Source organism: Bacillus sp. UNC322MFChir4.1 (genome assembly GCF_000746135.1).
In the GTDB taxonomy this organism is placed as follows: Bacteria; Bacillota; Bacilli; order Bacillales; family Bacillaceae_G; genus Bacillus_A.
In genome coordinates this window covers 52,187-73,076 of record NZ_KN050811.1, presented here as the reverse complement: position 1 = coordinate 73,076, position 20,890 = coordinate 52,187, and the positions used below count along the sequence as shown (strand labels likewise).

Genomic DNA, 20,890 nt, shown 5'->3' with positions numbered 1-20,890 from the left:
TCGCGATGCATGAAATGTCATTGATGGGAGATATTTTGCAGCTTGTTCAAGATGATGCCGCAAAAAGAAATATCATACAAATAAAGAAAATTGAATTAATTGTAGGGGAAATTAGCAATGCGATGCCAGATGCATTGCAGATGGCCTTTGAAATTTTTCGTGAACAAAACCTGCATCTATTTAGCTATGCTGCGCAATTAATTATTCATATAGAGGAAGCGAAGGCGGAATGTGTTATATGCGGTTTGACGTATCATCCTACTCAGAAAATCGCTTTGTGTCCGAACTGTAACATTCCATCTGGCAAGATATTAGCGGGGGAAACTTTTCAAATTTTATCTTACGAGGGGAACGATGATTGATGAATATAACGTTACGAACAGATGTATTAACGAACAATAATAAAGCAGCTGAATTTAACCGCGATCTTTTTGAAAAAACAAATACACTTGTGATTAATTTAATGAGTTCTCCTGGAGCTGGTAAAACGACGTTGTTAGAGGAAACGGTAAAGGCGTTATCCGGATCTTATCGTATTGCTGTTATTGAAGGAGACTTAGCAACGGAGCGAGATGCTAATCGTATCCGCGCAATGGGAGCAAAGGCTGTCCAAATTAACACTTATGGCGGCTGTCATTTGGATGCACGAATGGTTGCAGCAAGCCTTGGCGAACTGGATTTAGATGAGATTGATGTATTATTTATTGAGAATGTAGGCAACCTTGTCTGTCCATCTGGATATGATTTAGGACAGAACCATAAAGTTGCGGTTCTGAGCGTTCCTGAAGGAAATGATAAGATTCCGAAATATCCGCAAATGTTTATACGAACGGAGCTAGTGCTTCTTAACAAAATTGATTTACTTCCTTATCTTGATTTTAATGTGGAGGAAGCGAAGAAGGATTTAATGGAGATTAACCCAAATTCAACCCTTATTCCTCTTTCAGCAAGATCAGAAATCGGACTGGAAGAATGGTATGAATGGATTCAAGAGGCGTATAAAAAATGTACGCAGTAAAAGTTAGTATCCGCGGGAGGGTACAAGGGGTTGGATTTCGTCCATTTGTATACCAGCTTGCCCACCAATATCATCTAGCGGGAACGGTACAAAACAATATGGACGGCGTAAGAATTACGGCACAAGGAGCGGAGGCGGATGTGCAGCAGTTTTTGTTAGAGCTGCAAAGCAAAGCACCCCGTCTCTCGTGTATTCATAACATAACTGTAATAAATATAGAACCAACCGATAGAGCTGAGTTTATCATTATTGATAGCGAGCGTCAGGGAACTTCATCCCTTGTCATTCCAATTGATTCTGCAGTATGTGATGATTGTTTACAAGAGATGAATGATAAGGACAATTTCCGTTATGAATATCCGTTTATCAATTGTACGCAGTGTGGACCGCGATATACCATTATTGAAGAGCTGCCCTATGACCGGCCGTACACGACGATGAAGAACTTTGCGATGTGTACAGATTGCCAAAGAGAATATGAAGATCCAACGAACCGGCGCCATCATGCTCAACCTATCGCTTGTCCTGCATGTGGTCCGAAAGTTACACTTTTGGATCAGCATGGACATAAACTTGAAACGAAGCAACCGATTCAACAAGCAGTGCGGTTGATACAAGAGGGACATATACTGGCGATAAAGGGGCTCGGCGGCTATCATCTTTGCTGCGATGCAACAAATGAACATGCTGTAGCCCTTTTGCGAAAACGAAAAGAACGCCCAGGACGGCCACTTGCGGTTATGGCTGCTTCTGTTCTTGAAATTGATGCTTTTGCTTATGTGAATGAGGCAGAAAGAAAATTGTTGAAAAGTCCAGAAGCACCGATTGTAATTGTAAAGAAAAAAGAAGGTAAACTTGCAGGGAATGTAACGCCAAACATGACGACAATTGGCGTCATGCTTCCCTATACACCGCTTCATCATCTACTCTTTAAGTATAATGAGAATGGTTGCTTTGTCATGACGAGTGCCAATCCTTCTGGGATGCCGATTCTCTATAAAGATAATGAAGCGCTGACTTACTTAGACGGAATCGCTGATTATTTTCTTGTTCATGATCGAGACATCCTTCACCCTGTTGATGATTCGGTTGTGCAAGTAAACGACGGTCGCTTAGATTTTTTCCGAAGAGCTAGGGGCTATGTTCCTGATCCTTTTGCGGCAAGTCATGATGTATCTGGAATGGTTGCCTTTGGTGGACAACAGAAAACAACTTTTACAATTGGAAGAAATGAGCAAATTTTTCTTGGACCGCACATTGGTGATTTGGAAAATGTGGAAACAATGAATCATTACTGGCAGGAGTATAACCATTTAATGAAATGGATGGATACAAAGCAGGATATCGCAGTTATCGATGCGCATCCAGACTATGTCACGAGACAGCTTATTGAAGGATTTCATACAGTGCTAGAAGTGCAGCATCATCATGCCCATATGGCCGCATGTATGGAGGAACACCATCTTACAGGAAAAGCTTATGGAGTTATCCTTGATGGAACCGGATACGGACTTGACGGAAATATTTGGGGATTTGAAATTTTTTATGGAGATGCTAGTAGTGCAAAAAGACTTGCTCATTTGCAATATACACCTCTTCCTGGCGGGGAAGCGTGTATTCGTGAACCGTGGCGAAATGCGGTCGCTATGCTGCTATTTTTGCTTGGGGAAGAAGGAGAAGGTTTAGCAATTCTTCTATTTCCAGATAAAGAGAAAGAAATACATATTTTAAAGAAAATGATAGAAAACCATATAAATATTATTCAAGCTGGTACATGCGGTCGCTTGTTTGATGCAGTTAGCGCGCTATGCGGGATTACGAAAATTGCGAGCTATGACGGAGAGGCGGCAATATTGCTTTCGGAATTAGTGGATGAAACATGCGTGTACGAGCCATATTCGTATGAATACATAGAAGACGGGCTTGTTACAATTCAAATGAAGGAAATGATTAAGGAAATTGTGCGTGACGTTTTAGCAGGTGAAGAGGCAGCAAATATTAGCGGTCGCTTTCATGAAACGGTTGTCCAATCTATTCTTATCGCAATAGAAAGGATAGCTAGTACACAACCTGAGCGAAGCAAAGTCGTCATACTCGGCGGTGGTAGCTTACACAATCGTTATTTGCGTAAACGATTACGAGAAGAATTAGTGAAACGAAAGTTTACCATATATGTACCAGAACAAGTGCCGTGCAATGATGGCGCTTTATCATATGGTCAACTGGCCGTTGCAGCGGCGAAAAGGAGGGGGCAGTCATGTGTGTAGGAGTACCGGCGAAGGTTGTGAAAAAAATGGAATATACGGCGGTAGTTGATGTGATGGGATCACAAACGACCGTTGGGATTATTTTCGTCCCAGAAGTAGAAGAAGGGGAATTTGTTATTGTTCATGCAGGTCAAGCGATGAGTATTGTCGATGAACAATATGCAAAAGATAGCGTGTTGGAATGGAGGAAGTTGGTCGATGCTCGAAATTCTGAAACAGTCGAATGATCCAGGCATATGTATGCCGCTTGTGGAAGCAGTTCTTGAAAAAGCGAAGGAATTTCAAAAGAAGTTTGGACGGAAGCCGGCTTTCATGGAAGTATGCGGTTCTCATACGATGGCACTTGCTAAAACGGGAGTAAAGCAATGTCTAAAGGCTGATGTAAATTTAATATCTGGTCCAGGATGTCCGGTCTGCGTAACGGATCAAAAGTCTATTGATGCAATGATTGCGCTTAGCGATGAAGATAACCGTATTATTTGCACGTTTGGTGATATGATGCGCGTACCCGGGTCGAACAAAACCCTGCTAGATAAAAAAATTGCCGGCAGTGATATTCGGGTTGTCTATTCTCCAATCGATACGGTTACAATCGCTGAAGAAAATCCGGATAAAGAAGTCATCTTTTTAGGTGTTGGGTTTGAAACAACCATTCCGATTCTTACACTAATGGTTGGAGAAGCAAAGAAGAGAGGGATTTCAAATTTTTCCATTTGGATGACAACGAAATTGGTAGAACCCGTCCTGCGCTATTTACTAGAAGCAGGGGATGTAAAGCTCGATGGTTTTATCCTTCCAGGACATGTGTCTATTGTGTTAGGGGAATCATCCTATAACTATTTAGTTGAAGAGTATAATATGTCAGGTAGTATCACAGGATTTGAAACAGCTGAATTGCTGTCTACCATTTATAAACTCATTGATTTAGCATTACAAGAAAAGACTGCTATTGAAAATAATTATTCATCGGTTGTAAGCGAAAGCGGAAATAAAGTTGCGAAGCAATGGATGGAAACATATTTAACGACTTGTGATGAAGCATGGCGCGGCATCGGCGTTATTCCAAATAGCGGATTAGATTTAAAGAAAGAATACGATTTGTATAATGCAAAAAAGCGGTTTAAGGTGGAAGTAGGAGAACCTCGGAAAACAAAATGCCGTTGCGGGGAAGTCATAAGAGGTTTGATTTCACCGAGTGAATGCCATTTATTTGGGAAAGCATGTCAGCCGCTAAATCCAATTGGTCCATGCATGGTATCGGCAGAGGGTAGCTGCGCTGCCTATTATCAATATATGAGGGAGAGTTTGTAATGGAACCGTTCATCAACTTAGCGCACGGAGATGGGGGAGAATTGACGCATCGTCTCATTCGTGATGTATTTGTAGCTGCATTTGGTAAGAAGGATACAGCATTGTTTGATGCGGCATCCTTGTATATTCCAACCGGAAACGTTGCTGTCACAACCGATTCCTTCGTCATTAAGCCAATTTTCTTTCCAGGCGGTTCGATGGGGAAATTAGCCGTTGCTGGTACGATCAATGATTTAGCTGTGAGTGGTGCAAGGCCGCTTTATCTAACGTGCGGCTTTGTTATTGAAGAAGGTTTTCCAATTGTTGATTTAAAGAAAATCGTAATCGATATGGCGAATGAAGCGAAAAAAACGGGTGTTACAATTGTTGCTGGTGACACAAAGGTAGTTGAAAAGGGAAGTGCCGACGGTGTGTATATTAACACCACGGGCATTGGCGTGTATGAACACAATAAAGGCTGCAGCCTTGCTTTTGAAGAAGGCGATGCTATTATCATCTCAGGAACGATTGGTGATCACGGCATTGCAGTTCTAACAGCAAGAGGAGATTTAGGGATAACAGCTCCTACCTTAAGCGATTGTACTTCACTAAATGGCATGATTGACAGTGTACTTCAGCAATGCGGGACTGTTCGCATTATGCGGGATCCAACGAGAGGTGGTCTTGCTACAACACTTGTAGAAATTGCCGAAGATTTTCAAATTACGATGACAATTAATGAACGGTCTCTGCCGATTAAACAAGAGGTACATGGTGCCTGTGACATTCTCGGCTTCGACCCTCTTTATCTTGCAAATGAAGGGAAAGCTATTTTTATCGTTGCAGACAGCCAGAAAGAAAAAGTAATCGATATATTAAAATCCTGCCCCGAAGGAAAAGATGCTACCATCATTGGCAGCATTACAAGCAAAGGAAAAGGACAGTTACTTTTGGAAACTCCCATTGGTTCTAAACGAATGCTGAATCGATTATCGGGCACTATGTTCCCGCGCATTTGCTAAATGAAAACCTCCTTTATTTGGAGGTTTTTTTATGCTTTTGAGATTAGTATGTGTAGTATAATAGAGAGGGAATATAAAAGATTTTTCCTTAATTGGAATATTATCACTGCAGGAAATAACATGATATAGAGGGGGAGAGAATTGAATAAATATAGTTTACTCTTATTCGATTTGGACGATACACTTCTTGATTCCACTTGGTTTAACGCTGGACTAATTAAGACTCTTGAAATGCATCCTATAACAAAAAACCTTGACGTATCTGTATTCCTTGAGAAAAAGTTGCATATCCCTAAGTCTTTATTGGAGCGTTTTAAAAATCGAGAACTAACCCCAGTTGAATTTAGGAGAGCTAGGTGGAAGCATGCTTTTGCTCATTTTCATGTGTTACCTGATGTAGAAGTTATTGATGAGATTGATGCATTGTTTCTTAAAACTAGTATGTCTTGCATTGGTATAAATAATTCAATTACAAGTTTATTAAATGAGTTAAAAACACATTATAACCTTGGAATAGTCAGCAATGGATTATATGATCCGCGATTAAAAATTTTCCAAATGGGACTGTCGGAAGTATTCAGCAACGACACAATATTTCATGCGGAACAATTAGGTTATAGAAAGCCAGATTCAGAAATCTATTTAATGGCATTAGAACGATTTGGTAAAAAGCCAGGAGAAACTCTTTTTATTGGTGATTCTTGGACTCATGACGTAGTTGGACCAATAGAAGCTGGGATGGACGCCATTTGGGTTAATGCAAAGAACCTTTCAAAAACTACTGCACATATTCCGATTGCAATCGTATCAGATGTGACGGAAATAAGGGATATATTGCTAGGCAATAACTAAATTACTCATTTAAAAGGAAAATAGACAAAAAATAGAAAAAGCATGGTGTTTTTGCCATGCTTTTTCTATTTTACATGAACACTCCTGTGTATAAAATCTTCAACGATTTTATTAAAGAGATTAGGAGCATCGTGATGAACTAAATGGCCAGCTTTAGGAACGATGGCTTTTTCAATAAAGGTAGAATTGTTGAAATGTGAAAATAAATTTTTTGTATCAAATTCAGCGTTTGCTCCTGCGATTAATAGAGTAGGTATTTTTATCTCTTCTAATTGTTGAACTTGCTCAAAAGGATACCAGTTACTATGAAAACTAATTTCAATGAGTGTTTTCCAATCATTTTTCATATGAAGTTGATTAAAATAATGTATTGTACCGGGTTCCTTTATTAATGATTGTGACCGTTGTGCGTTCTCTTTGTTTAATGTCTCCCATTCCGCTGGTTTTTCTAACATAATACCTGCAAGAGTACAGGAAGAAATGTTTTGTTGGTTAAGTTGTAATATATGAACGGCAATAAGAGCACCTAAAGAGGTACCAACAATATGGTATGTTTCTAAATGGAGCTGCTCAGTTAATTCTAGTATATCAAGCGCGGCTTGTTGAAAATAATTAGTGAAATTTTCAGCGTATGAATGACCGTGTCCTCTTAGATCGGGAACAATAATACGAAAACGCTTACTAAAATAATCAATTTGATTTTGAAAGCTTGTCTGTCCTGTTTCTAAGCTTGGATGCAAAAAAAATAACAGGCTCCCCGTATCCATATCCTTCAAAGTGTAATTGCATATAACCACCTCTATTGTATAGAATATATATATTATAGTTTATTTTCTGATTTTTTTCCGAAGGGTGTTTGTAAAAAATTATATAGTTTATTTACATAATGATAGAAACATATGAAGGGGAATTATATTTGGAAATGAAAAAACAATACATAAAAGGAATACCATTTTGTAGTTTGGAGTACAAACAAGTAGCAAATATGTTAAAAAATTGGTTATCAAAAAAGAACGAGAAACCAAGATTTATTGTGACTGCCAATCCTGAAATTGTGATGTCTGCGAAAGAGATATCAGCCGAATCTGTACACTTCAAAAATATTTTGTTATCAGCGGATTTAATTACAGCTGATGGAATTGGTGTTATACTCGGTTCTAAAATTTTAAATGGCCATTTGAAAGAGCGAGTTACAGGTGCTGATTTAACTTATGACTTAATAGAATTTTGTAATCAAAACAGGTATCGCGTGTTTCTATTTGGGGCTGCTCCAGAAAATAATGAAAAAGCAATTGAAAATTTAAAAATGAACTATCCACACGCTATTTTTCAAGGACAACACGGTTTTATAGGTAAGGAACAAATCGGAGAAGTTAAAAATCATATGAAACAGTTTCAACCACATTTGCTGCTAGTAGGTCTAGGTTCTCCTAAGCAAGAGATGTTTATCTATGATAATCTTCAAGAACTAAATGTACCATTGTCCATTGGTATTGGCGGGATGATTGACATTATATCAGGAAATGTCAAAAGAGCACCAAAGATTATGAGAGATACGGGAACAGAATGGTTATATAGATTGGTAACACAGCCGAAGAGAATCAAACGGCAGCTTGTACTCCCAAAATTTTTGTTGTCAGTTATGGCGGATCGAGTTAGAAAACAATGAATTAAAGACATTTGATCTCAAATTTACAACAAGTACAGCCCCCATTTGTGAAATTTACAACCACAATTTGAAAGGGATGTGACTATTATGACGGATATCTTAACGTTATTAGCGTTATTTTTTATACTATATGAACTCATTAAGACAAAAAATGAGCTGAAATTTTTTAGAAACGATATGAAACGTATATTAGAAAAAGAAGATAAAGATATATAATTTCACTTTTGTTGACGAATTTTATACAAACTGAAAATACTAAAAATGTAGGGAAAGGAGGATGTTGAATTGGAAGATTATTATTGGGATGAAAAATTGGATTATTTAAAAAACACAAGAGATTTATATTATAATGATGACTATTTAGGGTTTTTGGTGAATTCAGCTTGGAAAATTTCTAAGCCTGTACATATCATTGACTTTGGTTGTGGGTATGGATATCTAGGGCTTAAGTTATTACCACTGTTACCAAAAGGTTCAAGATATACGGGTATTGATAAAGGGCAGAAATTGATTAATGATGCAAAAAAATTGTTTGAAACTCTTCCTTACGAAGCTGAATTCATAGTGGCTGATGTTACTGAAATTGAATTAGAAAGTAAATATGATATAGCAGTTTGCCATGCTTTTCTACTGCATATGACTGATCCAATAAAAATGTTGCAGAAAATGATACATTCGGTTGTTAATGAAGGGAATATTATATGTTTTGAACCACATTGGATTTCTAATATGTCTTCATATCATCTTAGTGAATACGATCAATCAGAAATTATGCAGCTTGGCTTTCTTCAGAAACTGTTTGAAGAAGATACAAAACGCAATGGAAAAGATGGGAACATCGGGATTAAATTACCGACATACTTAAGTAAATTAGGTGTAAAAAATATTGATTGCCGAGTTAGCGATAAAGTTAATTTTCTTGACTCTAACGCAAACCAAACAGATAAGCAGAGATTATATGATTCTCTCAAAGAAGAAGGACTAGGTATAGCTCCGGCTGAAAAAGACGAATTTCTTGAACGTTTAATAAATCGAGGGGCCACATTTAATGAGGCAAATGAACAATATAAAGCGGAATTACGGTTTTCTGAGGTATTTAACATTAATTCGTCTTTAAATTATGCTCCAAGTATGAAAATTACTTTTGGGGTTGTGAAAAAATGAGGTAGATAGTTTATTTACTGCTGATAAGTGTACACCATGTAAAGAAAGAAGGAACCTAATTTGAGTTCAATAAATATGACTTCTATTGGTGAAGTAGCATCAATTATTGATGAAAAGGTATATGAACGGTGGGGAGAAGTTGTTTCAACAATCATAATTCATCCAGAATATAAAGATGGACTAGTTGGATTAGAAGATTATTCACATGCGATCGTTATTTTTTATATGGATCAATTTAAGGAAAAAACGCAGTCTTGGATTAGAAAACCAAGAGGCATAGAAGCTTTAGATGAAAAGGGCTGTTTTGCACAAAGAACAAAATATCGCCCGAATTCTATCGGGATTTCTACTGTTGAGATCATATCAATTGACGATAATGTAATGATTGTAAAAGGATTAGATGCGAATAATAAGACGCCAGTTCTAGACATTAAGCCATATGTATCAGAGTTTGATTCAAGGGAAAATACTTTTTCGCCAATATGGATGAAGGAATTAATGAAAGATTATTTCTAATTTACTTGATTATCATGAAAGTAGTTTGCGCTAATAAGTAGAGTTGAAAAATAAAGTATAAAGAAGGTGTATTCGTATGTTTTTTCTTCAAATGTCAGGTTTTCCAGGTTCGGGTAAGTCTACTTTGTCTAGGGAAATAGCAAAAATAACAGGTGCAATTATCATAGACCATGATATTGTGAAAACGGCACTATTAGAATCTTTTGGAGTAGATGATATCGATCCAAGCGTTGCTGGTAAAATTTCGTATGATATTGAGTGGGCGTTAATAGATTTTCACCTGTCGCAAGGGCATGATGTGATACTTGATAGTCCTTGTTTATATGTAGAAATGGTGGAGAAGGGGACAGCTTTGTCTAAGAAACATCATGCAAAATACAAATATGTTGAATGTTATTTGAATGATATGCGGGAAATTAATTATCGATTAAAAAATCGTGAGCGGATGATTACTCAAATTCAGCAGGTAGAATCTGAAACGTTATTTAAGAACTGGGTTGAAAATAGTAAAAAACCATCTGATTATCATTATTTGGTTGTTGATTCTGGACAACCTTTAGATTCTTATTTAAATGAAGTGATTACATATATTAATAGTTAAAAATATATACATACAAATAAAAAATCGACATAAAAACCCTCTTTCTTTTTAGGCTGGCAAGAGCATCTGGCCATGCATAGAAGCGGTCAGAACCTTCTTCTGCCACATGCAAGGTTTAAAACAAAGATGTACGAAGTGTTTCTGGCCTAAATGGAGAGTGGTCATATATCCGAATGGTTATTTTAATGAAATTAGATAGGTAATATAGATACACCTAATTTTCATTAAGCTACAAATTTAATAAAGAGGTGATTGTCTTGAATATTGATGTGAAAATTGAACAATTATTTTTAATTGAAGAACATCTTAATGAGCTTTCAGAACTTTTAATAAAGGTTGTAGAAGATGGGGCTTCGATTGGATTCTTACCACCAATGAAAAAAGTAGATGCAGAGAAGTACTGGGAAACCGTTCTTAGCCCTGAAGTGATTTTATTTGTTGCTAAATTAAACAATCAAATTGTTGGAAGTGTACAGTTACATTTATCGACGAAGCAAAATGGAAGTCATAGAGCTGAAATCGCAAAATTAATGACACACCCCAATTATCGACGTAATGGTATTGGTCGTTTACTTATGCAAAGGGCTGAAGAAGTAGCAAAGCAGAAGGATAGGTCATTATTAGTTCTTGATACAAGAGAAGGAGACCCTTCCAATAAAATATATACTTCATTAGATTATATTCGAGCTGGGCAGATTCCTAATTATGCGAAATCTGAGAATGGCGAATTAGCTGCTACGATCTTTTACTATAAAAATATCAATTAGTCTTCTTGAACTAATAGGTGCTTTAGTGGAATATGGAGCATTAAAATGATTACAATTTTTTATAAAAAACAGCTCTTAAAAATAAAAGTAAGCTATCGTTTTGATCAATCTTCATTCAAAACGATAGCTTTTTATATGCAGTGAAATTAATAGTTTAGAGTGATTTTTAATCAACCTTTATTCTAAACCTACAGTTTTGTGGCTTTTTTGCGTTTTTTTTTCTGTTATAAACTTCTATTTTGAATCTCTTGCTGAATGTTAGCGAAGAATTCGTTAAATTGTACAGCTATAGATTGTTGTTCTCCGTATTTTCGAATGTTTACTTCGTTTCGCTCAGCTTCTTGATCACCAACGACAAGGACATATGGGATTTTTTGAACTTGTGCTTCTCGCATTTTATAACCAAGTTTCTCATTGCGAAGATCAAGGTCTACGCGTACACCAGCATTTTTTAACTTTTCTTCTATTTCTTTTGCGTATTGTTCATGTACTTCAACTGATACAGGAATAATTTTTGCTTGTACGGGAGCTAACCATGTTGGGAAGGCCCCAGCAAAATGTTCGATTAAGATACCGAAGAATCGATCGATTGAACCAAATACAGCACGGTGAATGACAACAGGACGTTGTTTTTCATTTTTTTCATTAATGTAACTTAAGTTGAATTTCTCGGGCATTTGGAAATCGAGCTGTACAGTTGCACATTGATGACTTCTATTTAAGGCGTCTTTAATATGGAAGTCGATTTTCGGGCCGTAAAATGCTCCGTCACCTTCATTGATTTTATAGCGGAAATTTAGTTCTTCTAGTACATTTTGCAGCGCGCCTTCCGCCTTGTTCCATAACTCGTCGTCTCCCATTGAATTTTCCGGCCTTGTAGAGAGCTCAACTTCATATTCAAAACCGAATATACGATATACATAATCGATTAAATCAATTACTTCTTTTATTTCATTTTCAATTTGTTCAGGTGTTACAAAAATATGGGCATCATCTTGACAGAATGTACGAACTCTAAGAAGTCCGTTTAGAGCACCGCTAAATTCATGGCGATGAACTTGCCCAAATTCAGCTATTCGAACCGGTAAATCACGATAAGAGTGCAGCTTATTTCTAAACATCAGCATGTGGCCAGGGCAGTTCATTGGCTTTAATGCAAATTTTCCATGATCAACTTCTGTGAAATACATATTTTCTTTATAATGATCCCAATGACCGGAGTTTTCCCATAGTTTTTGATTCATGATTAAAGGAGTGCGTACTTCTTGATAATTACGCTTTTGTTGAATCCCTCTTAGAAAAGCTTCCATTTCATTTCGGATAATTTGTCCCTTTGGTAAATAAAATGGCATTCCTGGTGCTTCTTCAGAGAACATAAATAATTCTAATTCATTGCCTAATTTACGATGATTGCGTTTTGCGGCTTCTTCTAAAAAGATAACATACTCATCTAGTTCCTTTTTAGAAGGGAAGGCAACCCCATATATTCTTTGAAGAACTAGGTTATTACTGTCACCGCGCCAATATGCTCCTGAAACATTTGTTAATTTAAAAGCTTTCATAAAGCCAGTAGACGGTAAATGTGGTCCGCGGCATAAGTCTAAAAATTCACCTTGTTTGTAAAGAGTTATGTTTTGATCAGCAGGGATATCTTCTAATAGCTCTAGTTTTAGATGATCGCCGAGCTCTTCAAATATTTGTTTTGCTTCATCGCGACTTACTTCGATTCGTTGAATTTCCAAATTTTCATCAATAATGTTTTGCATTTCTTGTTCAATTTGAACTAACTCTTCAACTGCAATACTATTCGGAAGATCCATATCATAATAAAATCCATTTTCAATAACAGGACCAACACCTAAATTAATGTGACCGTGTATTCTTTTAACTGCTTGCGCTAATATGTGTGCTGCTGAATGACGCATTACATCTAAGCCTTCTTTTGATTCTACAGTTAAAATTTCAATTTCTGCATCTTCTTGTATGCCTCTACGTAAATCAAATAGTTGCTGATTCACTTTTCCAGCAATAGCTTTCTTTTTTAGCCCAGGACTAATCGATTCGGCAATTGCCTCTAATGTAGTTCCTTTTATATATTCCTGTTCACGACCATCTGGAAAACGAATTTGAATCATTTTGTTACTCATCATTATCACTCCATTTCATAATATAAAAAAACGCACTCATCCCTAAAACAGGGACGAGTGCGTTAAAACCCGTGGTTCCACCCAGATTCCCATCGCAGTTAAAAAAGTGACGATGGCTCCGTTCGCTGTAACGTAGCGTCTACGGTATTGGATACTCTGTTTCCCCAATACAGCTCCAAGGTGGTAAGTATATTCTTCTGCGTTAGGAAGATCTCAGCAATTCTTCCTTCTCTGTAAAACCGTAAGAATACCTCATGTCCTTTTCATAGCTAATTGTTATATGGAATTGAGAAAAATAAAAAACGCACTCATCCCTAAAACAGGGACGAGCGCGTTAAAACCCGTGGTTCCACCCAGATTCCCATCGTACTTTAACAAGCGTCGATGGCTCCGTTCACTGTAACGTAGCGTCTACGGTATTGGATACTATAATTCCCCAATACAGCTCCAAGGTGGTAAGTATATTCTCCTGCGTTTAGGAAGATCTCAGCAATTCTTCCTTCTCTGTAAAACCGTAAAGAATATCTCGTGTCCTTTTCGTTGCTTTTTTATAGCATTAGTATGTTGATTCATAATATACAGTATATAAATTATTTTTGCAAATCTTTTTTTTGGAATAAATTGCGAATTTTTTAGGGATTTCGTTTTTGATTAGGGTTTGTAGCGTGAATCTTTTTTACAAGTAGTATATGTAAAAAGAAAACTTATTTTACAAAAAGTTTCAAAAACCAAACAGTAAATATATAAATTCTGATATACTACTAATAAATGTCAGAAAACACAGAAAATAATAAACGGAGGGGGAAGAGTATGTCGATTTTAGAGAGAATTCGAGAAAATGTCTCACAAGTGATTGTAGGGAAAGAAGAGGTTATCGATTTAGCGATGATTGCATTAGTTGCAAACGGACATGTTTTATTAGAAGACGTTCCGGGAACGGGGAAGACATCATTAGCGAAAAGTTTAGCGAAAAGTATAGATGGGAAATTTCAACGTGTACAGTTTACATCAGATACATTGCCAGGAGATGTTGTAGGTTTAGAGTATTTCGATATGAAAGAATCTGATTTTAAAACAAGGATGGGACCGATTTTTGCGAATATTGTGCTTGTCGATGAAATTAATCGTGCTGTTCCGCGTACACAGTCCGCTTTATTAGAAGTAATGGAGGAGCGTACGGTTACGATTGCGGGAGAAACGCATGTGTTGCCGCAGCCATTTATTGTACTTGCTACGCAAAATCCATTAGAGTCTGCCGGCACATTTCCGCTTCCAGATGCGCAGTTAGATCGCTTTTTATTAACAATCAGGCAAGGGTATCCAAATCGAGTGCACGAAAAGGAGATGTTACGCCGCTTTCGCCAGCAAGACCCGATGCGCAATCTGCAAAGTGTCGTGTCTCTTGGAGATATTTTATCTTTGCAAGAACAAGCAAAGCAAGTTGAAATTCACGAAGAAGTGGAAGATTACTTATTGGATATTGTAGAAAAGACACGACAGCATGAACTCGTTGAAATTGGGGTAAGTCCGCGTGGTTCATTAGCTTTCATGAAAGCAGCACAGGCCCGGGCGCTATTAAAGGGAAGAGAATTTTGTACACCGGATGATCTTTATACGCTAGCAGAGCCAGTATGTGCGCACCGGTTAACTCTTAGTATTGAAGGGGATATGAAAACAACGAAAGCACATGTAATGAAAGAAATTTTGGAGCAAGTAGCTGTTCCAGTGGAGAATGTATGAAAGAGAAATTAATAATTAAACGTCCGCTTGTGGAAGCGTATGTTGCATGGAGTGTCGCTTTTATTACAATACTCATGTGGCTATTTGTACAAAATTTCTTTCTATTTGTAATTGCTTTTTTCTATTTGCTGATGGTTAGTTTTGCTCATTGGTATATTCGAAAAACTACGCAAATATATTGTGAAATAACACAGCAACACGAACGTCTATTTATCGATGAGACTGGGCATTGTCGTGTACATATTGTAAATCCAACGAAACTGCCAATTTTTGAAGTTGCTTTTCGGTTTCGCTCAGATGAACATATGAAATGGCAATGGCCAGAAGGAGAATTAGAGCAATCAGTTCACTCGTATCGTATTCCATTGCAACTGAAAAAGCAGGAAACGGTAGAGATCGATTTACATGTATCTGCGCAGCAAAGAGGACTGCAAAGCTGGCAAGAAGCTGAAATCATTTTGTCTGATCCATTTCATCTCATTACAATTCACATCCCGATTCGAAAACAACAAATGCCGTGTTTTCGTATTTATCCTCGCATTGCCAAAGTAAATATTCCAGAAACAAACAGCTGGAAGCACGGATTTCGAACGGCCGCTGTATCACCTCTTTATGATGAAACGAAAATCATTGGCGTAAAGGCATATGAACAGGAATCATTTCGAGCAATCCATTGGGGAGCAACTGCAAAAACAGGTGTATTAAGTGCAAAAAAGTATGAATATACGCAAGGTGATCGATATGCGGTCTATTTAAATGTATTAGGTTCAACGGGATATACACTGCGCCCAGATATAGAGTATTTAATTGAAGTAACAGCGGGCGTTTGCCGGCAACTAATAGCGCAAGATTGTTCATTTGAACTATGGGTAAATAGCATGTGTGAAAATGGAATAGTCCATATAACATCTGGTAAATACCGAAAACAATTACACAAAACATTACAATTATTGTCGTCCTTAACAGATCGAGATGTTCCGTTATCCTCGTCTTATTTCTATCAAACAGGTTTCCGCCAGCAAGAAGCTGGAGCTATTCCAATTATAATTGGGAATCCACCTGAAAAACATGGAGGATGGTTGCAAGTGGTGAGATAAAGTAGAGGGGATAATCGATAGTTTTTACTGTATTGATCTGAGGGGCATACAAGTATGGTATATAAGCGAAAGCGTTTTGTATTTCAGATGCTTTTAGTTAGTATTTGTTTAGTACTTGCTATGTGTATATCAAGCGGTGCGCTTTATACGCAAACAATATTAAAAGAATTGTTGAAACAAGAGCGACTACCTAATACGGATGGGTGGGAGCCCCCTAAAATATCTAAGAACAAAGAAGAAGTACCTCCTTGGGAGAAGGAAAAACGGACACAAACAAAATCGAATGTTAAAAAAGGTGAAGGGGAGCCAATGGAACAAGTGGAAAGCGAAGTAAAAAGAAGAATCACAGCGCCTCCTGTTGATAGTAAACCCTTTCCTAAACAGCAAATGATCCTTGTGATTTCAGTTATCACAATCGTACTAGTTTTAATTGTATTATATCGTTTGAAGAGAAAGAGAGGGAAAAGTGAAGAAGAAATTATTAAAATGGGCAGTGAGCTAAAAGGGGGGGAAGCTACTATTCAGCAAGTTTTGTCTCCTTTACCGATAAATAAAATTAGGGCTGCTGTTGCACAGTGGGAGAGAACATTACCAAAATATGAACAACGTCGTCCTTTTGAAACCATTCAACAATGGCTATTTCGTATAAGGAAAAGTAAAGATATTGTTTCGATCTACGAAGATGTACGTTACGGACATTTTGATGCTTCTAATGAAAATGTAGAGAAAGTGAAAAAGTGGACAGAAGAAAATTGAAAATGAAAAACATCCTAAACTGAAAAGTTTAGGATGTTTTTTTTCGTGCAAGATCATGAGATGTATCTACACTAGAAGTATTCTTTACTCGTAATAAACTAATTCCATAGCCTAATACCGCTCCGATAAGTGCTGGCATAATCCATCCGAGTCCAGCATCATATAAAGGTAAAATGCGAGAGAATAAAGAATTGATTGCTTCAACTTTTAGGTTTGCAGCATTTAGTCCGTCAAAGAGACTTACGATAAAAGTAAACAGTAAGCTTACTTGATATACTTCTGATCTTCCTTTAAACGCGCGGTGTAAAAACGTTAAGAAAATTAATACAATCGCTAACGGGTATATCGCTGTTAATACAGGTACAGATATGGTAATCAGCTCTGTTAAGCCAAGATTTGCAATGACAGCACTGAATATAGCTAAAATAACAGCGAATGTTTTATATGATATTTGTGGAAATACTTTATGGAAATAGGATGAACATGCTGTAGTAAGCCCAACGCTTGTTGTTAAACAAGCTACAGTGATCATCATTCCTAATAATAAATTTCCTAAAGAACCGAAGTAGTAATTTGCTACTTTTGATAAAACTTCACCGCCATTTTCTAAGTGTCCTAATTTAGAAACACTAGAAGCGCCCATAAATGCAAGTGAAGTGTAAACAGCAATTAATACGACAGCGGCAATTAGTGCTGCTTTTATACAAACATTGATAACTACTTTTTGGTCACTTACACCTTGCGCTTTGATTGCATTAATAATGATAATACCAAATACGAAAGCTGCGAGTGTATCCATTGTTAAATAGCCTTGCTGAAAGCCTTTGAAGAAAGAATTTGTAACAAATTCTTGTGTTGGCGCTTGAATGTCACCAATTGGTTTTACAACAGCCGTAACAACTAAAATGCCGATAAATGATAATTTAATCGGTGTTAAAAACTTTCCGACAACATCAACAATCTTTGTTGGATTTAAAGAGAGTAAACACGTAATGCCGAAAAACACAATAGTGAAAATAATCAAAGGTAAATGACCGCTATTTTCTCCTACAAATGGTTTTACACCTATTTCAAATGATACGCTCCCTGCTCGAGGTAAAGCAAAAAGAGGACCAATTGCTAAATAAAGAATAAATGCGTATACACTCGCAAACCATGGATGTACACGACTTGCCATTGCTTGTAAGTCATCACTACCAGAAACACCAAATGCTAATACACCAAGTAGTGGTACACCAACTCCTGTAATTAAAAATCCAGCGGTAGCAACCCATACGTTACTTCCTGCTGTTTGTCCTAACATAGCAGGGAAAATTAAATTACCTGCTCCAAAGAAAAGGGCAAAGAGCATAAGCCCGATCACAAAGATATGTGAAGTTTGTACATTTTTTGACACGAAAAAACCTCCAAATTTAAATATTTTGAATTTTTTGTACAGCAATTACAATACAAAGTCATTTTTTGTCGAATTACTACGATAATAACAAAAATAAATTATTATGCAAGACAAAAATGAATTTTTCGTAAATTTATTTTTTCTATCAATTTTATTGTATAGAAAATTCAATTAATTACGTATTTTAAGCGCTTTCTTTCCGTGGTGTATTACAGAGTATTTTATGATAGTCATTATTTTTGTATAACAAACAGAAAAACAAATTGAATCTTCTATCATTTTGTAATTATCGAAAAAATAATTTGATTTAATAGTTAATTTTGTGATATTCTGTAAAAAGAACAAATGTTTGCGGGAGGGTAGATATGGCTCAAACATCAATTGTTGAATATTGGGATTATTATTCTAGTCTTACTAATGGTTTATTGAAGCACTTAAGTTCAGAAGATCTTTCTTTTCGTCCATATGAATCTATGAAAACATTAGGTGAAGAGCTTCGCCATATTGCAGATGCACGTGAAATTTATTTGCGTGCGATGATGAATAAAAAAGGACCATCATGGCGGGAAAAACGAATGGATTCAGAAATGGCCGTAAATCTCGATAAGTTGAAAGCGTATTATAGTGAATTAGAGAATGGTTACAAATTATTTACCTCGGGACAAATCGAGTGGGAAAGAACTGTGGTTTGGAAAGAAATGAATGATCCTGATATCGAAAGATGTTTCAATTGGTTAGTTCACTTTGAATGTACGCATCAAGGGATATTAAGTGTGTACTTAACTGGACTACATATTGATTATGATATTTCTAGTTAATTTAAAGGAGAGATGTACAGATGAAGCATTATGTTTGTATCACGTGCGGTGTACAATACCCACTTTATAATGAACCACCTGTAAACTGTGTAATTTGTAATGAAGAACGTCAATATGTAAATCCAATGGGACAAACATGGACAACGTTAGAGAGTCTACAGGAAAGCAAAACATATAAGAATGAGATTGTAAAAGAAGAAGAAAATTTATATAGCATCACAACAAAACCGAAGTTTGCAATCGGCCAAAATGCGTATTTAGTTCAAACAGATAAGTGTAATGTGTTATGGGATTGTATTAGCTACATTGATGAAGAGACAGTAGCCAAAATAAATGAGTTAGGCGGAATTCATGCGATTGCTTTATCACATCCGCATTATTATTCTACACAAGTAGAATGGGCGGAACGATTTGATGTTCCTATCTACATTCATGAAGATGATAAAGAGTGGGTAATACGTCCAAGTGAACGAATTGTATATTGGTCTGGAGAATCTCTGGAAATTTCCGAGAGCGTAACATTATACCGTCTAGGTGGGCATTTTAGCGGTGGTTCTGTTTTACATTGGAAAACTGGGGATGAAGGAAGAGGAGTTCTATTAACTGGAGATATTATTCAAGTTGTTGCTGATGCAAGATGGGTAAGCTTTATGTACAGTTATCCGAATCTCATTCCATTACCAGCATGGAAAGTGAAAGAAATGGCTGAGAACGTAAAAGAGTTGAATTTTAACCGATTGTATAATGCATTTCATGGAATTGTGAAGGAAAAAGCAAATGAAGCTGTTCAAAAATCAGCGAAGAGGTATATAGAGGCACTTGAAGGAAAGTTACTTGATAAATAATATCATTAAAAAGATAGGTTATAAATAGAAACGGTAGGTGTAGAAAGTGAAAAGGTTAATTTGTTTTGGGGATAGTATAACAGCAGGAGAAATGTTTGAAAATAAGGCATTGCGGTTAACACCTAGATTGCGAAACGCTTTTCCTGAATGGGAAATTTTGAATGCGGGTATTTCAGGTAATAATACGAATGATGCACTCAAAAGGCTTGAAGAAGATGTATTATCTCATCAGCCTAGTTTTGTAATTGTATTTTTTGGTGCGAATGATGCTGCATTCCATAAACAAATACCATTACAAGAATATAGAGAAAATATACAAGAAATTGTAGAACGAATTTCACCACACAAAGTATTACTAATTAGCCCAGCTCCAATTGATGAGGAAAGGCAAAATGCAAGAACAAATGCTGTTTTAAAGCAATATGCAGAAGTTGTATCAGATGTAGCTGCTCGAACTGGTAGCAATTTTCTTGATTTATATACATCTATCATTGAACTACCGAATTATAAGCTTCTTTTAGAGAATGAAAAGCAAGATGGACTACACTTTGGAGTACATGGATATGAATTTTTAGCCGAAGTAATCATTGAAAAGATAAAAGAAATTAAGTGGTGAAAAAATAACAGTAAAGAGCGCAAAATCTATAAGATTTTGCGCTTTTGTTGCATAAACTGTTATTTCTTTTTCGGTCTTCGAACTAATTCACCACCACAATTTGGACAGACGTGGTTTGTGCTTTCTGTACAATGTGAGCAAAAGGTACATTCATATACACATATGTATGCTTCTGAATCTTCTTGAAGGGCAGTATTACAAGTTTGACAATTCGCTTTCATTTCTAGTGCCATGGGGTTGCCTCCTTACATAGAGTAATAAGTTTTATAAGTATATGATAATATAGGATGGAGCTATTTTCCTTTCTGT

At 36.6% G+C, this 20,890-nt stretch carries 23 protein-coding genes and 2 other annotated features; of the genes, 19 read left to right on the top strand and 4 right to left on the bottom strand.

The annotated features are described in order from the left end of the window. Positions 1 to 5: 5 nt before the first annotated feature. From BR72_RS21005 to BR72_RS20975, 7 genes are all read left to right on the top strand, one after another. Entirely contained in the window at positions 6 to 362 is a 357-nt protein-coding gene (locus tag BR72_RS21005; protein WP_035436564.1) for a hydrogenase maturation nickel metallochaperone HypA/HybF, read from the top strand. Then, positions 362 to 1,018, top strand: a complete 657-nt coding sequence (gene hypB, locus BR72_RS21000) for a hydrogenase nickel incorporation protein HypB (RefSeq protein WP_035436562.1) — start codon at positions 362 to 364, stop codon at positions 1,016 to 1,018. The genes BR72_RS21005 and hypB overlap by 1 nt, the downstream gene beginning before the upstream one ends. Continuing rightward, complete coding sequence (hypF, locus tag BR72_RS20995; RefSeq protein WP_035436560.1) at positions 1,006 to 3,285, top strand: carbamoyltransferase HypF; 2,280 nt, start codon at positions 1,006 to 1,008, stop codon at positions 3,283 to 3,285. The genes hypB and hypF overlap by 13 nt, the downstream gene beginning before the upstream one ends. Beyond that, positions 3,276 to 3,512 carry a HypC/HybG/HupF family hydrogenase formation chaperone gene (locus tag BR72_RS20990; RefSeq protein WP_035436559.1) on the top strand — a complete coding sequence of 79 codons (237 nt, stop codon included), beginning with the start codon at positions 3,276 to 3,278 and terminating at the stop codon, positions 3,510 to 3,512. The genes hypF and BR72_RS20990 overlap by 10 nt, the downstream gene beginning before the upstream one ends. Beyond that, positions 3,484 to 4,596, top strand: a complete 1,113-nt coding sequence (hypD, locus tag BR72_RS20985; RefSeq protein WP_035436556.1) for a hydrogenase formation protein HypD — start codon at positions 3,484 to 3,486, stop codon at positions 4,594 to 4,596. The genes BR72_RS20990 and hypD overlap by 29 nt, the downstream gene beginning before the upstream one ends. Beyond that, positions 4,596 to 5,597 (top strand): hydrogenase expression/formation protein HypE, encoded by a 1,002-nt coding sequence (gene hypE / locus BR72_RS20980; RefSeq protein ID WP_035436553.1) that lies wholly within the window; start codon positions 4,596 to 4,598, stop codon positions 5,595 to 5,597. Before hypD ends, hypE begins: the two co-directional genes overlap by 1 nt. 141 nt (positions 5,598 to 5,738) lie before the next feature. Further along, positions 5,739 to 6,449: an HAD family hydrolase gene (locus BR72_RS20975; RefSeq protein WP_081904957.1), complete on the top strand. Its 711-nt coding sequence runs from the start codon at positions 5,739 to 5,741 to the stop codon at positions 6,447 to 6,449. A gap of 65 nt (positions 6,450 to 6,514) precedes the next feature. Here the strand turns inward: BR72_RS20975 and BR72_RS20970 are convergent, their stop codons facing one another. Continuing rightward, positions 6,515 to 7,189 carry an alpha/beta fold hydrolase gene (locus BR72_RS20970; RefSeq protein WP_197059961.1) on the bottom strand — a complete coding sequence of 225 codons (675 nt, stop codon included), beginning with the start codon at positions 7,187 to 7,189 and terminating at the stop codon, positions 6,515 to 6,517. A gap of 182 nt (positions 7,190 to 7,371) precedes the next feature. Between BR72_RS20970 and BR72_RS20965 the strand changes: the two genes are divergently transcribed. The 6 genes from BR72_RS20965 to BR72_RS20945 all read left to right on the top strand — a co-directional run bounded on the left by BR72_RS20965 (position 7,372) and on the right by BR72_RS20945 (position 11,166). Beyond that, entirely contained in the window at positions 7,372 to 8,118 is a 747-nt protein-coding gene (locus BR72_RS20965) for a WecB/TagA/CpsF family glycosyltransferase (RefSeq protein ID WP_035437045.1), read from the top strand. Between the two features lie 87 nt (positions 8,119 to 8,205). Beyond that, entirely contained in the window at positions 8,206 to 8,334 is a 129-nt protein-coding gene (locus BR72_RS27375; RefSeq protein WP_268865104.1) for a hypothetical protein, read from the top strand. Between the two features lie 69 nt (positions 8,335 to 8,403). After that, positions 8,404 to 9,282 carry a methyltransferase domain-containing protein gene (locus BR72_RS20960; RefSeq protein WP_035436548.1) on the top strand — a complete coding sequence of 293 codons (879 nt, stop codon included), beginning with the start codon at positions 8,404 to 8,406 and terminating at the stop codon, positions 9,280 to 9,282. Positions 9,283 to 9,342: 60 nt separating this feature from the next. Further along, positions 9,343 to 9,798, top strand: a complete 456-nt coding sequence (tsaA, locus tag BR72_RS20955; protein WP_035436545.1) for a tRNA (N6-threonylcarbamoyladenosine(37)-N6)-methyltransferase TrmO — start codon at positions 9,343 to 9,345, stop codon at positions 9,796 to 9,798. A 76-nt stretch (positions 9,799 to 9,874) separates the two neighbouring features. Next, the gene (locus BR72_RS20950) at positions 9,875 to 10,399 is read left to right on the top strand and encodes a P-loop nucleotide/nucleoside kinase family protein (RefSeq protein WP_035436542.1); all 525 of its coding nucleotides are present in this window, start codon (positions 9,875 to 9,877) and stop codon (positions 10,397 to 10,399) included. Positions 10,400 to 10,656: 257 nt separating this feature from the next. After that, entirely contained in the window at positions 10,657 to 11,166 is a 510-nt protein-coding gene (locus tag BR72_RS20945) for a GNAT family N-acetyltransferase (RefSeq protein WP_035436540.1), read from the top strand. A gap of 224 nt (positions 11,167 to 11,390) precedes the next feature. Here BR72_RS20945 and thrS read toward each other — a convergent pair whose 3' ends face one another. Next, positions 11,391 to 13,313 (bottom strand): threonine--tRNA ligase, encoded by a 1,923-nt coding sequence (thrS, locus tag BR72_RS20940; protein ID WP_035436538.1) that lies wholly within the window; start codon positions 13,311 to 13,313, stop codon positions 11,391 to 11,393. A 46-nt stretch (positions 13,314 to 13,359) separates the two neighbouring features. Further along, positions 13,360 to 13,589, bottom strand: a binding site (T-box leader). Positions 13,590 to 13,631: 42 nt separating this feature from the next. Next, positions 13,632 to 13,863: a binding site (T-box leader), on the bottom strand. A gap of 260 nt (positions 13,864 to 14,123) precedes the next feature. On the opposite strand from thrS, the gene BR72_RS20935 reads away from it, so the two are divergent. From BR72_RS20935 to BR72_RS25075, 3 genes are read left to right on the top strand one after another with little or no spacing between them, the layout of a single operon-like run. Next, positions 14,124 to 15,053: an AAA family ATPase gene (locus BR72_RS20935; RefSeq protein WP_035436536.1), complete on the top strand. Its 930-nt coding sequence runs from the start codon at positions 14,124 to 14,126 to the stop codon at positions 15,051 to 15,053. Then, positions 15,050 to 16,150 (top strand): DUF58 domain-containing protein, encoded by a 1,101-nt coding sequence (locus BR72_RS20930; protein WP_035436533.1) that lies wholly within the window; start codon positions 15,050 to 15,052, stop codon positions 16,148 to 16,150. The genes BR72_RS20935 and BR72_RS20930 overlap by 4 nt, the downstream gene beginning before the upstream one ends. Positions 16,151 to 16,204: 54 nt before the next feature. After that, positions 16,205 to 16,906 carry a hypothetical protein gene (locus tag BR72_RS25075; RefSeq protein ID WP_051957378.1) on the top strand — a complete coding sequence of 234 codons (702 nt, stop codon included), beginning with the start codon at positions 16,205 to 16,207 and terminating at the stop codon, positions 16,904 to 16,906. A 28-nt stretch (positions 16,907 to 16,934) separates the two neighbouring features. On the opposite strand, the gene brnQ is transcribed toward BR72_RS25075, so the two are convergent. After that, a complete protein-coding gene (gene brnQ / locus BR72_RS20920; protein ID WP_035436530.1) occupies positions 16,935 to 18,302 on the bottom strand; it encodes a branched-chain amino acid transport system II carrier protein in 1,368 nt (455 codons plus the stop codon). 365 nt (positions 18,303 to 18,667) lie between these two features. Here brnQ and BR72_RS20915 point away from each other — a divergent pair, with 365 nt between their 5' ends. The 3 genes from BR72_RS20915 to BR72_RS20905 are packed head-to-tail and all read left to right on the top strand — an operon-like array spanning position 18,668 to position 20,581. After that, the gene (locus BR72_RS20915; RefSeq protein WP_035436528.1) at positions 18,668 to 19,120 is read left to right on the top strand and encodes a DinB family protein; all 453 of its coding nucleotides are present in this window, start codon (positions 18,668 to 18,670) and stop codon (positions 19,118 to 19,120) included. Between the two features lie 20 nt (positions 19,121 to 19,140). Continuing rightward, positions 19,141 to 19,965: an MBL fold metallo-hydrolase gene (locus BR72_RS20910; protein ID WP_035436526.1), complete on the top strand. Its 825-nt coding sequence runs from the start codon at positions 19,141 to 19,143 to the stop codon at positions 19,963 to 19,965. Positions 19,966 to 20,011: 46 nt separating this feature from the next. Further along, positions 20,012 to 20,581, top strand: coding sequence for an SGNH/GDSL hydrolase family protein (locus BR72_RS20905; protein WP_035436524.1), 570 nt, complete (start codon positions 20,012 to 20,014; stop codon positions 20,579 to 20,581). 59 nt (positions 20,582 to 20,640) lie between these two features. Here the strand turns inward: BR72_RS20905 and BR72_RS20900 are convergent, their stop codons facing one another. Continuing rightward, positions 20,641 to 20,814: a DUF1272 domain-containing protein gene (locus tag BR72_RS20900; protein WP_035436521.1), complete on the bottom strand. Its 174-nt coding sequence runs from the start codon at positions 20,812 to 20,814 to the stop codon at positions 20,641 to 20,643. Between the last annotated feature and the right edge of the window lie 76 nt (positions 20,815 to 20,890).